Here is a 17,747-nt window from a genome sequence, read left to right as displayed (position 1 = left end):
AACATAGTTTTAATTTAACATAAATTTTGGCCAAAGTTGACAACAGGCTATTATATTTTTAAATTTACTTAATAAATAAGATTATTGACTCTATTAAAAATAATGTTTACCCTCAATGTTTTAGGGCTATTTAAAGTATTGAAGGCATCAATTTGAATACAAGACAATTGTATAAATGCACAAAGGGTAATGGGCATATTATTCAACCTTTCAATCTCTAAATGTTACTATATTGCTATGATTTATATATATTTTGATCGATGAACAATACTAGCAAACAAATATTTAGAAAATACAGATTTTGTTTTAGACAGGGGATGGAAACTTCAATGAGAAAAGAATATTGGGCACATAAAGCACTCAAAAAAACAGCATCTATTATTAAGAAGGATATTCTTATCACCAACCAAAGCGGTCAAGTAATTGATGCCTCAAAAGCAGAATTTTTAGGACATACACATAAGGCTGCGCTCCATTCAATTCAACGAAATGTACCCATTGAAATAGAAGAAGAAGATATGAAATTTTGGCAAACTGAGACGCCATGCATTGTTGTACCCTTTGAACATGAAGGGGTCGCTTATGGTACAGTTATCATTTTAGATCATCCTGACGTTGTGCGAGACTATTCTCATTTACTCAAACTGAATGCAGAATTTATCATTACACAAGAAAAAGAACGAGAAGAAGAACATCACTTCCAATTATCTCGTACTCAAATGTTATCGCACATTATTTTTAACCAAGACCGTCAAATTCAAAGTTACAATCGAAAAGGTCTTCTTGAACAATTAGGTTTAAATGAAACTTTCACTGTCGGATTAATTCAAATTCATACAATAAGTAAATCAAAAATTAAACATTTACGACAGTCGCTTAATAACTGGAAACTCCCTAACGATGATGTGATTGAAATCACGCCACAAGACTACATCTTTATCTTTAAAACCAATAAAAATCGTGGCACGACGTTACAAGATATCAAACACTTTATAGAAACACATCAACAAGATGAAATTTTAAACAAATCTTTGATTACGTTAGGTTCCATGAATACTGGGATTCATGGTTTGATACAGTCTTACAATGAATCCATTTCTCTTCAAAAACTGATTCGTAGTTTAGACATAACTGAGGGCGTTCATACGTATAAAGAATATGAATTGGAAACCATTTGTCGTAATATTAGTCACTATACGCCGAGTAATGAAACGTCACTCGTCACGAACTATAAAAAATTGCTGAATTTTGGTGAGGATAAGTATTTAAACGAAACGGTGGAAGCTTATTTTCGAAATCATGGAAAGCTGGTTAAAACAGCCAACGATTTATATATCCATCGCAACACACTGAACTATCGGATTAAAAAAATACATGACATTACAGGTTGGGATCCGAATACTATCGATGGCATTGTATTATTGCGCATCGCTCAGTTACTCTATAAAAAAACGAAATAATATGACTAAGGACGCTTTGTCAACAACATCAGTTGATGAAGCGTCCTTTTTCTACAAAAATAACGGCTAGTGAACCACTCACGCACCATTAAAAGTATAGAACCAAAAAAGAGGCAGCCGCAGCTACCTCTTTTTATATCCTTCTTATTTTGTTTCTTTGTCTTGTTTTTTGCGTCTAAATAACAACAGACTACCTAATGCGGCAAACAATCCACCTAATAAAATTGGTGATGTTTTTTCTGAATTTTGACCTGTTTCAGGTAATTCATGTTGACCCGCTTTTTCAGGCGCATGTTCTTTTTGAATTGTCGTTGGTTTTGAAACCTGTCCTTGATGATTGATTTCTACTATATTAATACGTTGTTCTGGTTGATTTTCAATATTTTTAGGAATTGCGACTGACCAAGAACCATCTTTTTTCACTGGAACTGTTTTCACAGAGCCATTCGGCCATGTCACACAAATTGAATGACCTGGTGTCGCATGTTCTCCCGTAATCGTGTCTGTATTTGGTGTCGAAGGAACATGTGGTGTTGGACTTGGTAATGGTGTCTCAGATTTTTCACCTACAGTAATAATGATTTGTACAACCTCTGTTGAACCATCTGGATAATGCACGATAACTTCTGTCACAATCGATGTTCCTGGTTGTGCATTATTTGGTGGCGTCACTGTGAGTTCTCCTGTTGTTTCATCTACTGTAATGTTCCAACCACTAGGGACATGTGGCGTAACTTCATATTTTGTGCCATCTGGCATATTTGAATCACCATTTTGTGGAATATGAATTGTTTCACCTGGTTTAGCAACGCCATCATGATAACCTGGATTGTTTTGTTCAGCTTGAGAAACCCCTGTTGTTACAGTAACTGTTGTATGATCTTGTGATCCATCTGGATACGTCACTGTCACCGGAACTTCGACTGTGCCTGGTGTTGTACCATCTGGTAATGTTGATGGGTTATCCACTGTAATAACTGGTTGTTCCCCTGTTGGTGGGAAGTTTGGTACCGTCACACTTCCTGTTACATCATCCACTGTTGTTGGTGTGCCATTTGGTTTTTCCACTGGCGTTGTTGTCGGTTCGTAAGTGTTTGCTTGTGGCTCACCTACTGTTACCGTCACAACTGTGTGGTCTTGGGAGCCATCTGGGTACGTTACCGTCACTGGAACTTCATACGTTCCTGGTGTTGTTCCATCTGGCAATGTTGATGGCTCATCTACTGTAATCACAGGCTGTTCCCCTGTTGGTGGGAAGTTCGGTACAGTTACGCTTCCTGTGATATCATCCACTGTTGTTGGTGTGCCATTTGGTTTTTCTACCGGTGTTGTTGTCGGTTCATTTGTAGCCGCTTGGGATTCCCCTACTGTGACCGTCACTGTTGTATGGTCTTGTGATCCATCTGGATACGTCACTGTCACAGGTACTTCGTATGTTCCTGGTGTTGTTCCGTCTGGCAATGATGATGGATTATCTACCGTAATCACTGGTTGGTCTCCTGTTGGTGGGAAGTTCGGTACAGTCACGCTTCCTGTGATATCTTCAGTCATTGTTGGTGTACCAAATGGTTTTTCCACTGGCGTTGTTGTTGGCTCATTTGTAGCCGCTTGGGATTCTCCTACCGTTACAGTGACTGTTGTGTGATCCTCTGAACCATCTGGGTACGTTACCGTCACTGGAACTTCATATGTGCCTGGCGTTGTACCGTCTGGTAATGATGTTGGATTATCTACTGTTACTACCGGTTGATCTCCTGTTGTCGGGAAGTTCGGTACAGTTACGCTTCCCGTAATATCGTCAGTCGTTGTTGGTGTACCAAATGGTTTTTCCACTGGCGTTGTTGTTGGCTCATTTGTAGCCGCTTGGGATTCTCCTACCGTTACAGTAACTGTTGTGTGATCCTCTGAACCATCTGGGTATGTCACTGTCACTGGAACTTCATACGTTCCTGGTGTTGTGCCGTCTGGCAATGATGTTGGATTATCTACCGTTACTACCGGTTGATCTCCCGTTGGTGGGAAGTTTGGTACCGTTACGCTTCCTGTGATATCTTCAGTCGTTGTTGGTGTGCCGTACGGTTTTTCCACCGGTGTTGTTGTTGGCTCATTTGTAGCCGCTTGGGCTTCTCCTACTGTCACCGTCACTGTTGTGTGATCCTCTGAACCATCTGGGTATGTCACTGTCACTGGAACTTCATACGTTCCTGGTGTTGTGCCGTCTGGCAATGATGATGGATTATCTACTGTTACTACCGGTTGGTCTCCCGTTGTTGGGAAATTCGGTACAGTCACACTTCCTGTAATATCGTCAGTTGTTGTTGGTGTGCCAAATGGTTTTTCTACCGGTGTTGTTGTTGGCTCATTTATAACCGCTTGTGATTCTCCTACAGTGACTGGAACATTAATCATATCTTGTGAACCATCTGGATATGTCACAATAACTGGAACGTTAAATGTTCCTGATTGTGAACCATCTGGTAACGTCGTACCACTTGGAATCGTATACGTTGGCTGATCTCCTGTTGTCGGATAATTTGGAACCGTCACGTGATCTAATACTTGGTTATCTGTTGTCGGTGTACCATAAGGATTATCGACAGGTGTAGCAGTTGGTTCATATTGCGTCGCTAGTGTATCACTTGTATTTACTGTCACTGTCGTATGATCAACTGTGCCATCCGGATATGTCACTGTCACTGAAACGTCGACTGTACCTGGTGTACTTCCATCTGGTAAGGATGATGGTTTATCTACCGTAATCACTGGTTGATCGCCAGTTGTTGGGAAGTTCGGTACCGTCACTTGACCAACGACTTGTTCTTCAGTCGTCGGTGTGCCATATGAATTGTTGACAGGACCTGTAACTGGTTCATATTGAGTTGCTTGTGACTCACCTACCGTTACTGTCACTGTTGTATGATCTTGCGAACCATCTGGGTATGTCACTGTCACTGGTACATCATATGTGCCTGGTGTTGTTCCGTCTGGTAATGTTGATGGATTATCTACCGTTACAACTGGTTGGTCTCCTGTTGTTGGGTAACCTGGAACCGTTACGCTTCCCGTAATATCGTCAGTCGTTGTTGGTGTGCCGTACGGTTTTTCCACTGGCGTTGTTGTCGGTTCATAAGTTGTCGCTTGGGCTTCTCCTGTTGTGACTGGCACTGTGATCTTATCTACAGAACCATCTGGGTACGTTACTGTTACAGGTACATCGACTGTGCCTGGCGTTGTGCCATCTGGTAATGATGACGGATTATCCACTGTAATGACAGGTTGGTCTCCCGTTGTTGGGTAACCTGGAACTGTCACACTGCTTGTAATATCATCCACTGTTGTTGGTGTGCCATATGGATTTTCCACTGGCGCTACCGTTGGGTCATTTGTTGTCGCTTGGGCTTCTCCTGTTGTGACTGGCACTGTGATTTTATCTACAGAACCGTCTGGGTACGTCACTGTCACAGGAACATCAACTGTACCTGGAATTGTGCCATCTGGTAATGATGAAGGGTTATCCACTGTAATAACCGATTGGTCTCCCGTTGTTGGGTAGCCAGGAATTGTCACATTGCCTACAACATCCGCTTCTGTTGTTGGCGTACCATATGGTGTATTAACAGTTGTAACAGTTGGGTCGAATTGTGTTGCTTGAGATGTGCCGACTGTCACTGGAACTGTCACATAATCCGTTGTACCGTCTGGGTACGTTACCGTCACTGGTACATCATATGTGCCTGGCGTTGTTCCATCTGGTAATGTTGATGGGTTATCCACTGTAATCACCGGTTGGTCTCCCGTTGTTGGATAACCTGGAACCGTCACACTGCTTGTAATATCTTCAGTCGTTGTTAGTGTGCCGTACGGTTTTTCCAATGGCGTTGTTGTTGGTTCGTATGCTGTGTTTTGGGGTTGTGCGCCTACAACCACTGGGACTGTAATATGATCTGTAGTGCCATCTGGATATGTTACCGTCACGGACACGTCATATGTGCCTGATACACTACCATCTGGTAATGCGGATGGATTGTCTACTGTGATCACAGGTTGGTCTCCTGTTGTTGGATAGCCTGGAATGGTTACTTTGCCCACAACATCTGTTTCAGTTGTTGGTGTGCCATATGGTTGATTCACTTGTGATGTCACTGGTTCATATTGGTTATTTTGTGGTTGAGCGTCTACTGTGACTGTCACAATGATTGAATCTGAAGTGCCGTCTGGATACGTCACTAACACAGGGACTTCAAACGTACCTGAAGTATAACCTGTTGGTAGCGTATTTGGATCAATCGCATTGATGATAGGTTGTTCTCCTGTCGTTGGATAACCTGGGATTGTCACATGACTAATCATATCTTGATTTGTCGTTCGCGTACCGTATGGTTTATTGATTGGTGTTGCGGTTGGTTCGTAAGTGACCGCTTGTGAGTCTCCTGTTGACACAGAAACTGTCACGTGATCGACTGAGCCATCTGGATATGTGATGGTTACAGGAACGTCCACCGTACCAGTAACGCTACCATCAGGTAAAGCGGCTGGATTATCGACGGTAATGACAGGTTGTGGGCCTGTTGAAGGATAACCTGTTACTGTGACTTCACTTGTCACTTGTGCTTCTGTTGTCGGTGTGCCATATGGGTTATTCACGACCCCTGCCGTCGGATTATACGTTGACGCTTGAGATGGTGTCACCGTAACTGGAACCGAAATATGGTCTTGGGAACCATCTGGGTAAGTGACTGTCACTGGAACTGTATAATTTCCTGCTGTTTGACCATCTGGAAGTGTCGTCGGATCATCTATTGTAATGACAGGTTGTTCTCCTGTCGTTGGATATTCAGGAATCGTGACATTTCCTATCACTTCATCCGCTGTTGTTGGTGTACCAAATGGTGTTTCAACAGCTGTGGCCGTTGGTTGGTACGTTGACGCTTCTGTTGGACCTACTGTGATAGGTACTGAAATATGGTCTTGGGAACCGTCAGGATATGTGACTGTCACTGGGACATTATAGTTTCCTGGTGTTTGACCATCTGGAAGTGTAGATGGATCATCAACAGTAATTGTCGGTTGATCTCCCGTTGTTGGGAAATTAGGCACTGTCACAGCACTAACAACATCCGCTTCAGAAGTTGCGCTACCATAGTTTTTATCAATTGGTGTGGATGTCGGTTCATATGTGACCGCTTGGGCATCTCCCACTGTGACTGGGACATTGATTGTATCAGTTGTACCATCTGGATAAGTGACCACGACTGGAACATTAAACGTACCTGATTGCGTACCGTCCGGTAAAGTCGCGCCATCTGCGAGTGTATAGTTTGGTTGCGCCCCGTTCGTTGGGAAACTTGGAACTGTGACGTTACCTAAGACTTGATCTGACGTCGTCGCTGTGCCATACGGATTAGAGATTGGCGTTGCGCTCGGTTCATATGTGACCGCTTGGGCATCTCCTACTGTTACAGGGACATTAATCGTATCTTTTGAGCCATCTGGATAGGTCACAACGACAGGAACATTAAATGTACCTGATTGTGTACCGTTCGGTAAAATTGCGCCATCTGCGAGTGTATAGCTTGGTTGCGCCCCGTTCGTTGGGAAGCCTGGAACTGAAACATTACCTAAGACTTGGTCTGCTGTAGTCGCTGTACCATAAGGGTTAGAAATCGGTGTCGCTGTTGGATCATACTGTGTCGCTTGCGGTTGTCCCACATTTACCGGCACTGTGATATGGTCAACTGAACCATCTGGGTACGTCACTGTCACTGGGACATTGTAAGTGCCTGGCGTTTGACCATCTGGTAATGATGTTCCGTTATCCACTGTGATTGTCGGTTGTACTCCTGTTGTTGGATATCCTGGAACGGCCACATGACTTACGACATCGTTTTCAGTTGTTACCGTACCAAAAGGTGTATCTACAGGTGTTGACGTTGAATCGTATGTGACTGCTTGGGCGTCTCCTACTGTTACAGGTACCGAAATTGTATCTTTTGAGCCATCTGGATAGGTCACAACCACCGGAACATTATAAGTACCTGATTGCGTGCCATCTGGTAAAGTCGCGCCATCTGCAAGTGTATAGCTTGGTTGTGCGCCTGTTGTTGGGAATCCAGGAACAGTAACGTTAGTTAATACTTGATCTTGCGTCGTTGGTGTACCGTATGGGTTCGTCACAGCAGTGGCTGTTGGGTCATATTGTGTCGCTTGCGTATTACCTGTTGTCACTGGCACTGTAATTTGATCTGTCGAACCATCTGGATATGTCACAGTCACTGAAACATCGACTGTGCCTGATGTTTGCCCATCTGGAAGTGTAGATGGGTCATTCACACTAATTACAGGTTGCGGACCTGTTGTTGGATAACCTGGAATAATCACTGCATCAACAATTTGATTTTCTGTCGTAGGTGTTCCAAATGGATTATTCACTTGGTCTCCTACAGGTTGATATGTTGTCGCTTGCGGTTGTCCTGTTGTCACTGGCACTGTGATTTGATCTGTCGTGCCATCTAGATACGTCACGGTTACTGGCACATCCACTGTTCCTGGTGTTGTTCCATCTGGTAACACTGTTCCCGCTGGAATCGTATACGTCGGTTGTGATCCTGTTGTTGGGAAGCCTGGAACTGTAATATTTCCAGTAATTTGGTCAGCCGTTGTCGCTGTACCGTAAGGATTGTTCACTGGCGTTGCTGTTGGGTCATATTGTGTCGCTTGAGAAACGCCTGTTGTGACTGGAACTGTAATTTGATCTGTTGAACCGTCTGGATACGTCACAGTCACGGGTACGTTCACTGTCCCTGGTGTTGTCCCATCTGGTAATTGTGATGGATCATTCACAGTAATCACAGGTTGCGGACCTGTTGTTGGGTAACCTGGAATCGTTACATTGCTTGTCACCTGGTCTGCAGTTGTCGCCGTTCCATATGGATTATTGACAGGTGTCACCGTTGGATCAAACTGTGTCGCTTGCGGTTGTCCTGTTGTCACTGGCACTGTAATTTGATCTGTTGAGCCATCTGGATACGTCACAGTCACGGGTACGTTCACTGTCCCTGGTGTTGTCCCATCTGGTAATTGTGATGGATCATTCAAAGTAATTACAGGTTGTGGCCCTGTTGTTGGGTATCCCGGAATCGTTACATTACTTGTCACTTGGTCTACGGTAGTTGCAGTGCCGTATGGTGTGTCCACTGGTGTTGCTGTTGGATTATAAACTGTCGCATCCGGTGCTTTGACTGTCACTGGCGCATAGACTGTTTCACGAGAACCATCCGGATATGATACAACTACAGGAACATTATAACTTCCTGGTGTCACTGTAGCATCGGGTGCCACTGTAATAGACCCATCGGCATTGACTGTTGCCCATGTTGGCACATTATTTCCTGATTCATAAGATGTCCCTGCTGGTAAAGCCGTACCATCACTATTTAATGGTGTATTCACGACTAAAGTTTGTCCTTGAGAGACTGTTGTCGTTGGATAAGTCGGTTGATATGTCGCAGAATTTTGATCCACTTGAACAATCAAAGAATCCGCCGCAATATCGTTGCCACCTGAAACGATATAAACTGTGTAAACTTCCCCTGACTTCGCATTTGTAGGAATTGTAAAAGTCCCAGCGGCTTCGGCTTGTTGTTCTGTTGTCACTTGTGCACTTCGTTGAACGACATTACCCGCTGAATCTCGCCATTCGACATACGTTGGGAGTGGCGAAAGTGCTGTAGTCGTTACATCAACATAAGCCACATCACCTGGTTTTGCAGGATTGGCAGTCACATCAAAGTTCGTAATATTAATATTCGTAAGGTTCGTGCCGACGACCGCAAAATTGACATTCACCCATGCATGTCTCACAGGTCTCACGTATGGTGCTGTTTGCGGAGTGAACGATAAGTTTGCGTCTGCTGGGCGGAATAATGGTGTTGTAAATGCCGAATATGATTTGACTAGGTTTCCTTTAGGGTCTAACACATAGCCGTAAACATGATTTAAATCAAGTGCTCCAGAAGGAAATCGTAAAGTATAATTTCCATTGGCATCCGTATAACCTGTCACTGTCGCTGAAATGTACTGTGGGTTGGCTTGTAATAATGTACGTGCTGCTGCAGTTTGTTGGTCTTTCGGTAAACTATTTACATAGGCGTCATACGCTTTAGCACCTTCAGCAGTTAAAGAAGACATCACAACTTGGTAACCCTCACCAGCGACATCAGAAGGTGCGTTATAGTTCGGTCCCGTTGATGAGTTCGCATAGTCTCCAGCCCCTGACTCTATCCAAACTTTACCACTGATGAAGTCATTCACACTTGTGGTTGTCGATGGATTTGTTAGAGGTCCTTGATTATCGACAATCCAATTGTCCGTTGTCATATAATTATTTGTTGGCACGATCGACATAAATATCCCTGTACGTTGCATGTTGATTCCTATTAAAGGGAACTGTCCTAAGTTACTACTTGTGACTGAGTTAACAAATGTATTAGGATAAAAGCCACCCGCTTGACGTAACATCGTTGCCGTGTTGCCATTTGCAGTTGTAAAGTCATTAATCCATAAACGGTAATATTGACCATCAATGGCACGATACGTATGACTTGTACCATTAGCATCGATCCAAGGTTCGCGCAAGTCAAAAGCATACGCACCTGGACCTACCTGACTCCCATCAACTGAACTAAGTTGATTCGTCGTATTCGCTTGATAAATTGGAGAAACTGCGCCATCCGTATCAATCCACTGCATGTAGACAGGTGTACCTTCTGGAACAGGCGTCAATCCATTAGCCATTGTCGATGGTGTCCCTGAATTAATCAGCCAAGCTCGACCTGAAAGCGTATTCGCGGCATTTGTCGCATCAGTCGCTGATTTAATATAACCATTCGCAATCGCATCTGCAGTGATAATGTTATTTTGTTCTGCGGCTACATCTATTGTTGCAGGTGCGACTGCTGTCGCTGCCATAGGTGCTGCTGCACTCATTAGCGAGAAGTTACTAAGCGTGGTAGATGTAGCTGTCGTTGACGCGGTGCTTGCTGATGCGGTGCTCGTCGATGTCGAAGTAGCGACTGTTGATGACGTCGCGCTTGTTGAAGCTGATGTATCTGCAATGGATGTTGATGTTGTTGTATTTGTTGAGTCTGTCGATTGTGTTGTACTATCCGCTGTTGTCGATTGTGCGGTACTTGCGGATGTTGATGTGTCTGCTGTCGATGTTGATGTTGTTGTATTCGTTGAGTCTGTCAATTGTGTTGTGCTATCCGCTGTTGTCGATTGTGCGGTACTTGCGGATGTTGATGTGTCTGCTGTTGATGTTGAGTTTGTTGTATTTGTTGAGTCTGTCGATTGTGTTGTGCTATCCGCTGTTGTCGATTGTGCGGTATTTGCGGATGTTGATGTGTCTGCTGTCGATGTTGATGTTGTTGTATTCGTTGAGTCTGTCGATTGTGTTGTGCTATCCGCTGTTGTCGATTGTGCGGTACTTGCGGATGTTGATGTGTCTGCTGTCGATGTTGAGTTTGTTGTATTTGTTGAGTCTGTCGATTGTGTTGTGCTATCCGCTGTTGTCGATTGTGCAGTGCTTGTGGCTGTTGATGTAGAATCTGTCGTATTTGTGGAAACTGTTGTTGTATCTGTCGTTGCCGGCTGAGCTGTCGTATCAGAGGCAGTCGTTGTGCTCGTTGCAGGTGGTGTTGTCGTTTCAGCCGCTTTAGCATCGTGATCAATACCAAATACTAATGTGGCCCCGATTAAAATGGATGTCGTCCCAACTGTAAATTTACGTATTGAATATTTATTTGCTCTATTTGGTAAATAATCATAACGTCTCGAACGCGTTTTATTTTTTTTGGTCATGCAAAAAATTCCTCCCCAATTATATCTCTCTATAATTGTGTCTATTTATATATTACAAGTTATAAGTCTACCACTTCTTATTTAAAAATCACCGTTAATGATTATTGTTAAACTTATTTGTTTTTTCTAAAGAATGGATTATACACGCTTATAATTGTTTTATAAGTTGATATATGTTGAATTCTAACTAATATATAGAAGCATTCGACTATTTTATAATTTGTCGTGTTGCACAATAATTTGACGCTATTTTTACTTAGATCATCCTAGTGCACGCTTTACATTCATTTAATATTTCCCAAAAATATTTTTTTCGATTTTCACTTTGTTTTAACAAAACCTTAAAACATTGATTTAACAGTCTTTTTATAGAAACAAAATCACAAATGAGCACAACTAAATATTTTGAATTATTTAGTTTTGGAAACTTTTACTTTAAAAGTGAGTTGTGCACGCTTATTCAAATGCACAACATAATTTTCTAGATACCTTGAGACAGCCAAACTAAATTTTTTCTCATTTATAGGTCTTGATTCTTCGCTTATTTAATGTATATATAGCGTTTTTTGACAATCTATAGTATCTTTAAAAAAAGTGATCCGAGGTGACAGATTAATGTTGCGAAAATTAAAAAACGTGATTTATACCGTCATGGACAAATTAGGGCATAAAGCCATGAATACGATATTCATTATTGCGTTCATTTTGCTTATTTTGTTCATTGGAATGGGAACGGTCATTCCTGAACTTAATCGTCAAACGTATGAAGGAAAAATTGTTCAAAAATATGCTGAGAATCATAGTGTCACGACAGGGAAAACGTATTTTATAGAAGTTCAACAAGGTAACAAAACAATAAAAATTGAGAATGCCGATATTTTATTACGCCCAAAATTTGATAGTGAAGATATTCAAAAAGAAATTAAAGAGGGACAATCGGCTAAAATTGAAACAATTGGCTTTAATGCGCCTCAATGGGGCTTGTATCCGAATCTTACGCATGTTGAACAAAAATAGCACAACGCGAACATTGCTAGAATCACAATGTTCGCGTTGTGCTATTTTTCATAGTGTTTGATCCACGCTAATACCGCTGGGGCGATACGTGCTTCATCCTCCATAGCTACCCAATCGATATGTGTAATTTCAGAATCAATAGAGACCTTATCCCAATCGATCGGCTGACGTGTGCGAAAACCATTCAGCTCGGTCGTTTCATTTGGCTGAGGATACGCAGGCCCCACCACTGTACCTATATATTCAAGGTCTGCTTCAGTTAAGTCAAGTTGAAGTTCTTCTTTGAGCTCTCGAATGAGCGCGGCTTCTAAAGTCTCTCCCGGATCAATTTTGCCTCCTGGAAAGTACATCTTCTTGCGATGTCTCACTTGGACGAGTCGCAATGCATGGTCACGACGCTCCACTAAACATACACAACGTATCATGTGAACGACTCCTTTTCAATCGAATCTTTTTTTCTTCATGATACCGTAATGCTCTCCCGAACTTCAAAACTTAACTTGCGAGATGCTTCGTAGCATTTTGAAAAGCCTCTCCAATGCGTAATGCGGCTTGTCGACCTCCCATAATATTGCGCGCAAACGGTCCCAGTTCTAAATCCGCCATCATTCCCGCAACATATAAATTCGGTAACCATTCGAGTTCTGTCGTCGTTTTAGGAAACTGCCCAACACATTGCGCCTCTTTCATCGCACATAAGCGACGCATCAAGGGTTGTTCCATGACATCGTATTTAAATCCGGTTGCTAAAAGGATACGATCAAATGGCACCCGCTCTTTTTCAGTGATAATATGATGCTTCTCACAAGCGATAATTGGGTCTTGATGTACAACTAATCGCCCTTCTTGTTGATAATGTTTCAATGACATAATCATATCTCTTGGCATCGATCCTTTATGACGCTCTTTTTGATTGATTTTAATCCGCATGGCCATATCTGTTTCTTGATGAAACCCGCGCATATTTTTAGGACCTAACCACGCAGGATCCGCATCAAAAGCAAACATCTCAAAATCTTTTTTCATCCATAAATGAATTGTTCGCTCAGAATGTTCTTTTAAAAGCTTTAACGTCAAATGCCCTGCAGATATTCCGCTTCCCACGACATGGGAGGCTTCATAACAAGGCGCCATCTTCGCATCATGAATATGCATGACGTCTTCAATATTTTGAAATATTTCAGGAATAAAGGGATGGTGATGTGTGCCCATCGCCAAAACAACATGATTTGCCTCTAACCATGCGCCATTTTCTAAGCCAATCGACCATATGTGCCCTTCTTTTTTGATATCCACCGCTACTTGTTGAATATGACATGCCTCTAAATGATACGTCTCAATCCAATGACGGGTGTGGTCGAAAAACATATCCAAACGTGGCCGTTGATGTCGTCCTTTAAACGGTTGAGCATAGTTTTCGTCACGTGCAAAGTTTTTTAAATCAAACGGTGCGGGATGACAATGATGCACAATCGGTGACCGTAAATAAGTCATACCAATGCGCGTTGTTTGCATCTCAAACTGTGCCATTAAATGGTCATGTGGATCAATAATATGTAAATTGTGTTCAGAAAGCCCTAACGCTCTCAAATGTATCGCAATGGTCGTCGCTTGTACGCCACCACCAATAATTACCCATTTCGACATAAATCTACCTCACTTACAAATCGTAATAGTTACGTTTTATAAATGATAATCGATTTCAATTAGAAATGCAAATCAAAAAAGCCTAAAACCTTTTTCCCAGGTTTTAGACTCTTCGGTTTATTGATGATTAAGGGTCAATGCCATGACGGTATAAAAATCTTTTTGAGGATAGTCCAGACTCACTTCATCAATATGCAGATCATATTTCAAATTCCCATATAATTTACGAGCAATCCCTACACGATTTAAACTTTTTATCAAACGATTCGGTAGAGGTATCGTGAGTGTTTTTTTGCCTTGTATTTTTCGTATCGTTTGAATGACACGTGTCGTGTTTAAATCAAACCCATCTTGAGGATGATAAACTCCTCCGTTTTCACTTTGAATTAAAGTCTCTACAAATTGTGTGAAATGCTTAATAAAAATGGCACTTCGCTGATTTTGAATATCTGGAATAATAGGAAGTCGTTTCGCTACTTTTTCTAATCGACTAAAGTTTCCAGGTGCTCCCGGTCCATAAATCATAGGCGGACGTAAATGTGCCATTTTAAATTCAGCACTTGCGAGTTCATTGAGTGCCCCTTCAGCGTACCATTTCGAAATGCCATAAGCCGTACGCGGTTGTATTGGTGTTTCTGACATAATCATCACAGGTTTCCCTACTTGACCCGTCAGACCATAGACATTCGCTGTACTCATAAAAATAAACTGTTTTACACCTGAAGCTTTCGCCTTTTGCGCAATGTTTTTAGTGAGTGCATAATTTACTTTCATATAGTCTTCCATCGTGGCATCTGGCTGATTATTGTGCACTAATGCGGCCGCATGAATCACGACGTCTACCTGAGACCAGTCTTCTTGTTCCCACGCATTTGTTTTCACATCCGTTCTTAAGATGCGATATTTCCCACCTAAATCTTGTGCCAAATGATTAGCAACATAGCCGTTTTTTCCAGTAATTAATAGGGTTTTCATTAGTGACTCACACCCTCTGATTTGATAGTACTTTTTATCGTTTTATAAATAATATAAATATCTAAAAGTGCAGATTGATTTTCTAAATACCAACGATCATAAGCAACTTTTTGATCATCTGTAATATCATCTCGCCCCATCACTTGCGCATAGATATAACACAAATTGATAGCTTTAAAACATCATTTGAAGTTTAATTTTACATATTCTGGAACTCCCCAATAGGTTTTGAAAATATTTGTCTTTTTTTGGTCATACGGGGAAGAGTGTTGCATGAAAGATTCAAAAGGCAACCGTTCAACTGTGTACGCGGTCATATGATGATCATCTTGTAACGCTGTTTCTAGCGCTTGGATACGGTTGGTTTGCGCAACAAAAATGGTACTAAAAATGACGATAAGTCCTAACGCCATACTACAAGTGAGACCCACCACAGCACGATGAGGTCTAAAATTCATCCGCGAAAACAACGCCATCGTGATAATGACGTAAATCATATACACCGCATAAAAATTACGGGGACCAATCGGTTGCACAATTAAGAGCGGTGCCACCATCACTGGAATTGCCCATAACAGTATTAAACAATAACGTTTTAGACGACCAGTAGGTAAAACGTTCATTAAGGTCATATTCAACGCCACGTAATAAATGAGCGCAACGATGACATTCGTAATGGCCACTCCGACGTCTTCATTTTTTGTTTCAAAATCAAATGGTATCCGTACGAGTATCGTATAAAGCGGTGCTGAAAAAAGTCCAGCAATGAGTAACCATTGTTTTGATTTTGTCATCGCACTTTGTTTAATAAATAGCATTAAAATAATGACCAAAATCGATAAAATAATAATGGGCTGAAAAATCATTTTATCCGGAAACTGTGAGCCAAAAGTCCCTATCATTTTCACCCAAATCCCATTTTCATCATCAGAGACTTTTTGATAATTTGAGCGCCCCGCAAAAATATTTAAATAATTAGGATTCATAAACATGGTAAATGCGCCTATAAGTGTACTCACCCCTACCGCAATCGCTCGAGTTGGAATATGTTTATATTTGTAAAACAAGCCTATGAGTAAAAGGCTAACGATCGCGACATTAAATAGTGTCATATTTTCCATAAACCATTGCCCTAACAGTGCGACAGTCACCCAAGCGAATGTTTCTGTACGTGTTAAGTGCCATCCTTCAAACAGTTTTAAACTGCATCGCAAAATGTAGAGAGAACACAGTGTGGCTGGCACATAATTGTAAAACCCCGCAAACCAACCATAAATTTGACTGTAAATAGTCGTTGGAATCATGAGGATGAACATAAAAATAGTTAGATACGTAAAACTCCGCTCACATTCTTGGCGTTTCATATCTACAATATATTGAAAAATTATGCGAATGATGAGTAGCGCAAAGACACTATAGGTTATATAACGAAATAACGGTAGACGCACCGCAATAATTTCAAGTAGATTTCCTAAATAACGGCCGTTCAATGATTGAAACCCTTCATTTAACATTTCGATGCCATAGGGGTTCGCCCACTGAAGATCATCATGAATTAAAGGTGTCAACATACTCATAATCAAGTAAAAAACAAAAATACCAATGAGTACCCATTGATAACGTTTGATTGCCCACATGAAGCATCTTCCTTTTCTTTCATTTGGGCATAGTATATTAAAAAAATTTAGCTTAATCTATTCAAAATAACCTCTATAACCATTTTTTAATCTTAGCTTAAAATTCACTTCACACCCTTTACATATTTGTGAAAAAGACAATCACAAGTGCCATAAAAAAGCCCTCAAAATTTATACTCAGATAAATTTTGAGGGCGCTTTATTCACTATAGGTGGAGACTGTTAAACTGTATATTAATTGATAGGTGATCCACCAGTAATACCATACACTTGTCCTGTAATGAAGCTTGCATTTTCAGATGCTAATAAGACATAAACATCTGCAAGTTCTACCGGTTGTCCTGCACGTTGTAAAGGCTCTTTTTGACCAAAGTTAGGAATATTTTCTTGAGGTTGGCCTCCACAAATTTGTAATGGTGTCCAAACAGGACCTGGTGCAACCGCGTTCACTCGTATACCTTTAGGTCCAAGTTGTGCCGCAAGTCCCTTAGTTAAAGAAATATTACATGATTTCGTCATCGCATAATCTAATAAATGCGCGCTAGGTTTCACACCTTGAATAGAAGACGTAATAATAATACTTGAGCCTTCGTCCATATAATTAAGCGCTTCTTGAATAGAATACACATTAGAGAAAACATTCACTTCGAATGTGTCAGTGAGTTGTTGTGAGGATAATTTTTGGATATCGTATTCATATTGTTGCATGCCTGCATTGAGAACTAAAATATCTAAACCACCCAATTGTTCATGCGCATCTTTGACCATTTGTTTAGCGTAATCTGCATCACGTAAATCTCCAGGAAGTAACACAGCTTTGCGTCCTGCTTTTTCAATAACAGCTTTCACTTCTTCAGCATCTGACTGTTCATCCGGATGGTACGCAATTGCAACATCTGCCCCTTCTTTCGCATAAGCAATGGCAGCAGCACGTCCAATGCCTGAATCTCCACCAGTCACAAGGGCTTTTCGATCTGTCAGTTTGTCAGATCCTTTGTATGTTTCTTCGCCACAATCAGGCACAGGTGTCATTTTACTTTGAATACCTGGATAAGGTTGAGGCTGTTCTTCAAATTTTTCATTGTAAAATTGATTTAAAGGATTTTGTTTTTTAGCCATTTATTCTCCCTCTTTCCTTCTATTTTGATATCAC

At 41.4% G+C, this 17,747-nt stretch carries 8 protein-coding genes and 1 pseudogene; 2 read left to right on the top strand and 7 right to left on the bottom strand.

The genetic code is table 11. The features are described from left to right. Positions 1 to 329 precede the first annotated feature (329 nt). Positions 330 to 1,460: a PucR family transcriptional regulator gene (locus PYW36_RS01840; protein ID WP_037577339.1), complete on the top strand. Its 1,131-nt coding sequence runs from the start codon at positions 330 to 332 to the stop codon at positions 1,458 to 1,460. 144 nt (positions 1,461 to 1,604) lie between these two features. Here the strand turns inward: PYW36_RS01840 and PYW36_RS01835 are convergent, their stop codons facing one another. Further along, positions 1,605 to 11,318 (bottom strand): Rib/alpha-like domain-containing protein, encoded by a 9,714-nt coding sequence (locus PYW36_RS01835; protein ID WP_115346988.1) that lies wholly within the window; start codon positions 11,316 to 11,318, stop codon positions 1,605 to 1,607. 615 nt (positions 11,319 to 11,933) lie between these two features. On the opposite strand from PYW36_RS01835, the gene PYW36_RS01830 reads away from it, so the two are divergent. Beyond that, the gene (locus PYW36_RS01830; protein ID WP_229717294.1) at positions 11,934 to 12,335 is read left to right on the top strand and encodes a hypothetical protein; all 402 of its coding nucleotides are present in this window, start codon (positions 11,934 to 11,936) and stop codon (positions 12,333 to 12,335) included. A gap of 41 nt (positions 12,336 to 12,376) precedes the next feature. Here the strand turns inward: PYW36_RS01830 and PYW36_RS01825 are convergent, their stop codons facing one another. The 6 genes and pseudogenes from PYW36_RS01825 to PYW36_RS01800 all read right to left on the bottom strand — a co-directional run bounded on the left by PYW36_RS01825 (position 12,377) and on the right by PYW36_RS01800 (position 17,713). Beyond that, entirely contained in the window at positions 12,377 to 12,760 is a 384-nt protein-coding gene (locus tag PYW36_RS01825; RefSeq protein ID WP_103159562.1) for an NUDIX hydrolase, read from the bottom strand. A 70-nt stretch (positions 12,761 to 12,830) separates the two neighbouring features. Next, positions 12,831 to 13,982, bottom strand: coding sequence for an FAD/NAD(P)-binding protein (locus PYW36_RS01820; RefSeq protein WP_103159561.1), 1,152 nt, complete (start codon positions 13,980 to 13,982; stop codon positions 12,831 to 12,833). A gap of 117 nt (positions 13,983 to 14,099) precedes the next feature. After that, a complete protein-coding gene (locus PYW36_RS01815) occupies positions 14,100 to 14,957 on the bottom strand; it encodes an NAD-dependent epimerase/dehydratase family protein (protein ID WP_103159560.1) in 858 nt (285 codons plus the stop codon). Then, positions 14,957 to 15,106: pseudogene (locus tag PYW36_RS01810) on the bottom strand (sugar transferase); the annotation flags it as partial. The pseudogene PYW36_RS01810 and the gene PYW36_RS01815, both read right to left, overlap by 1 nt. 33 nt (positions 15,107 to 15,139) lie before the next feature. Then, the gene (locus tag PYW36_RS01805) at positions 15,140 to 16,594 is read right to left on the bottom strand and encodes a hypothetical protein (protein WP_103159559.1); all 1,455 of its coding nucleotides are present in this window, start codon (positions 16,592 to 16,594) and stop codon (positions 15,140 to 15,142) included. 234 nt (positions 16,595 to 16,828) lie between these two features. Then, positions 16,829 to 17,713, bottom strand: a complete 885-nt coding sequence (locus PYW36_RS01800; protein WP_103159558.1) for an SDR family oxidoreductase — start codon at positions 17,711 to 17,713, stop codon at positions 16,829 to 16,831. Positions 17,714 to 17,747: the final 34 nt, after the last annotated feature.

The sequence above is a fragment of the Staphylococcus chromogenes genome, from assembly GCF_029024625.1.
GTDB classification, from domain to species: Bacteria; Bacillota; Bacilli; order Staphylococcales; family Staphylococcaceae; genus Staphylococcus; species Staphylococcus chromogenes.
This window is presented reverse-complemented; position numbering and strand designations above follow the sequence as displayed.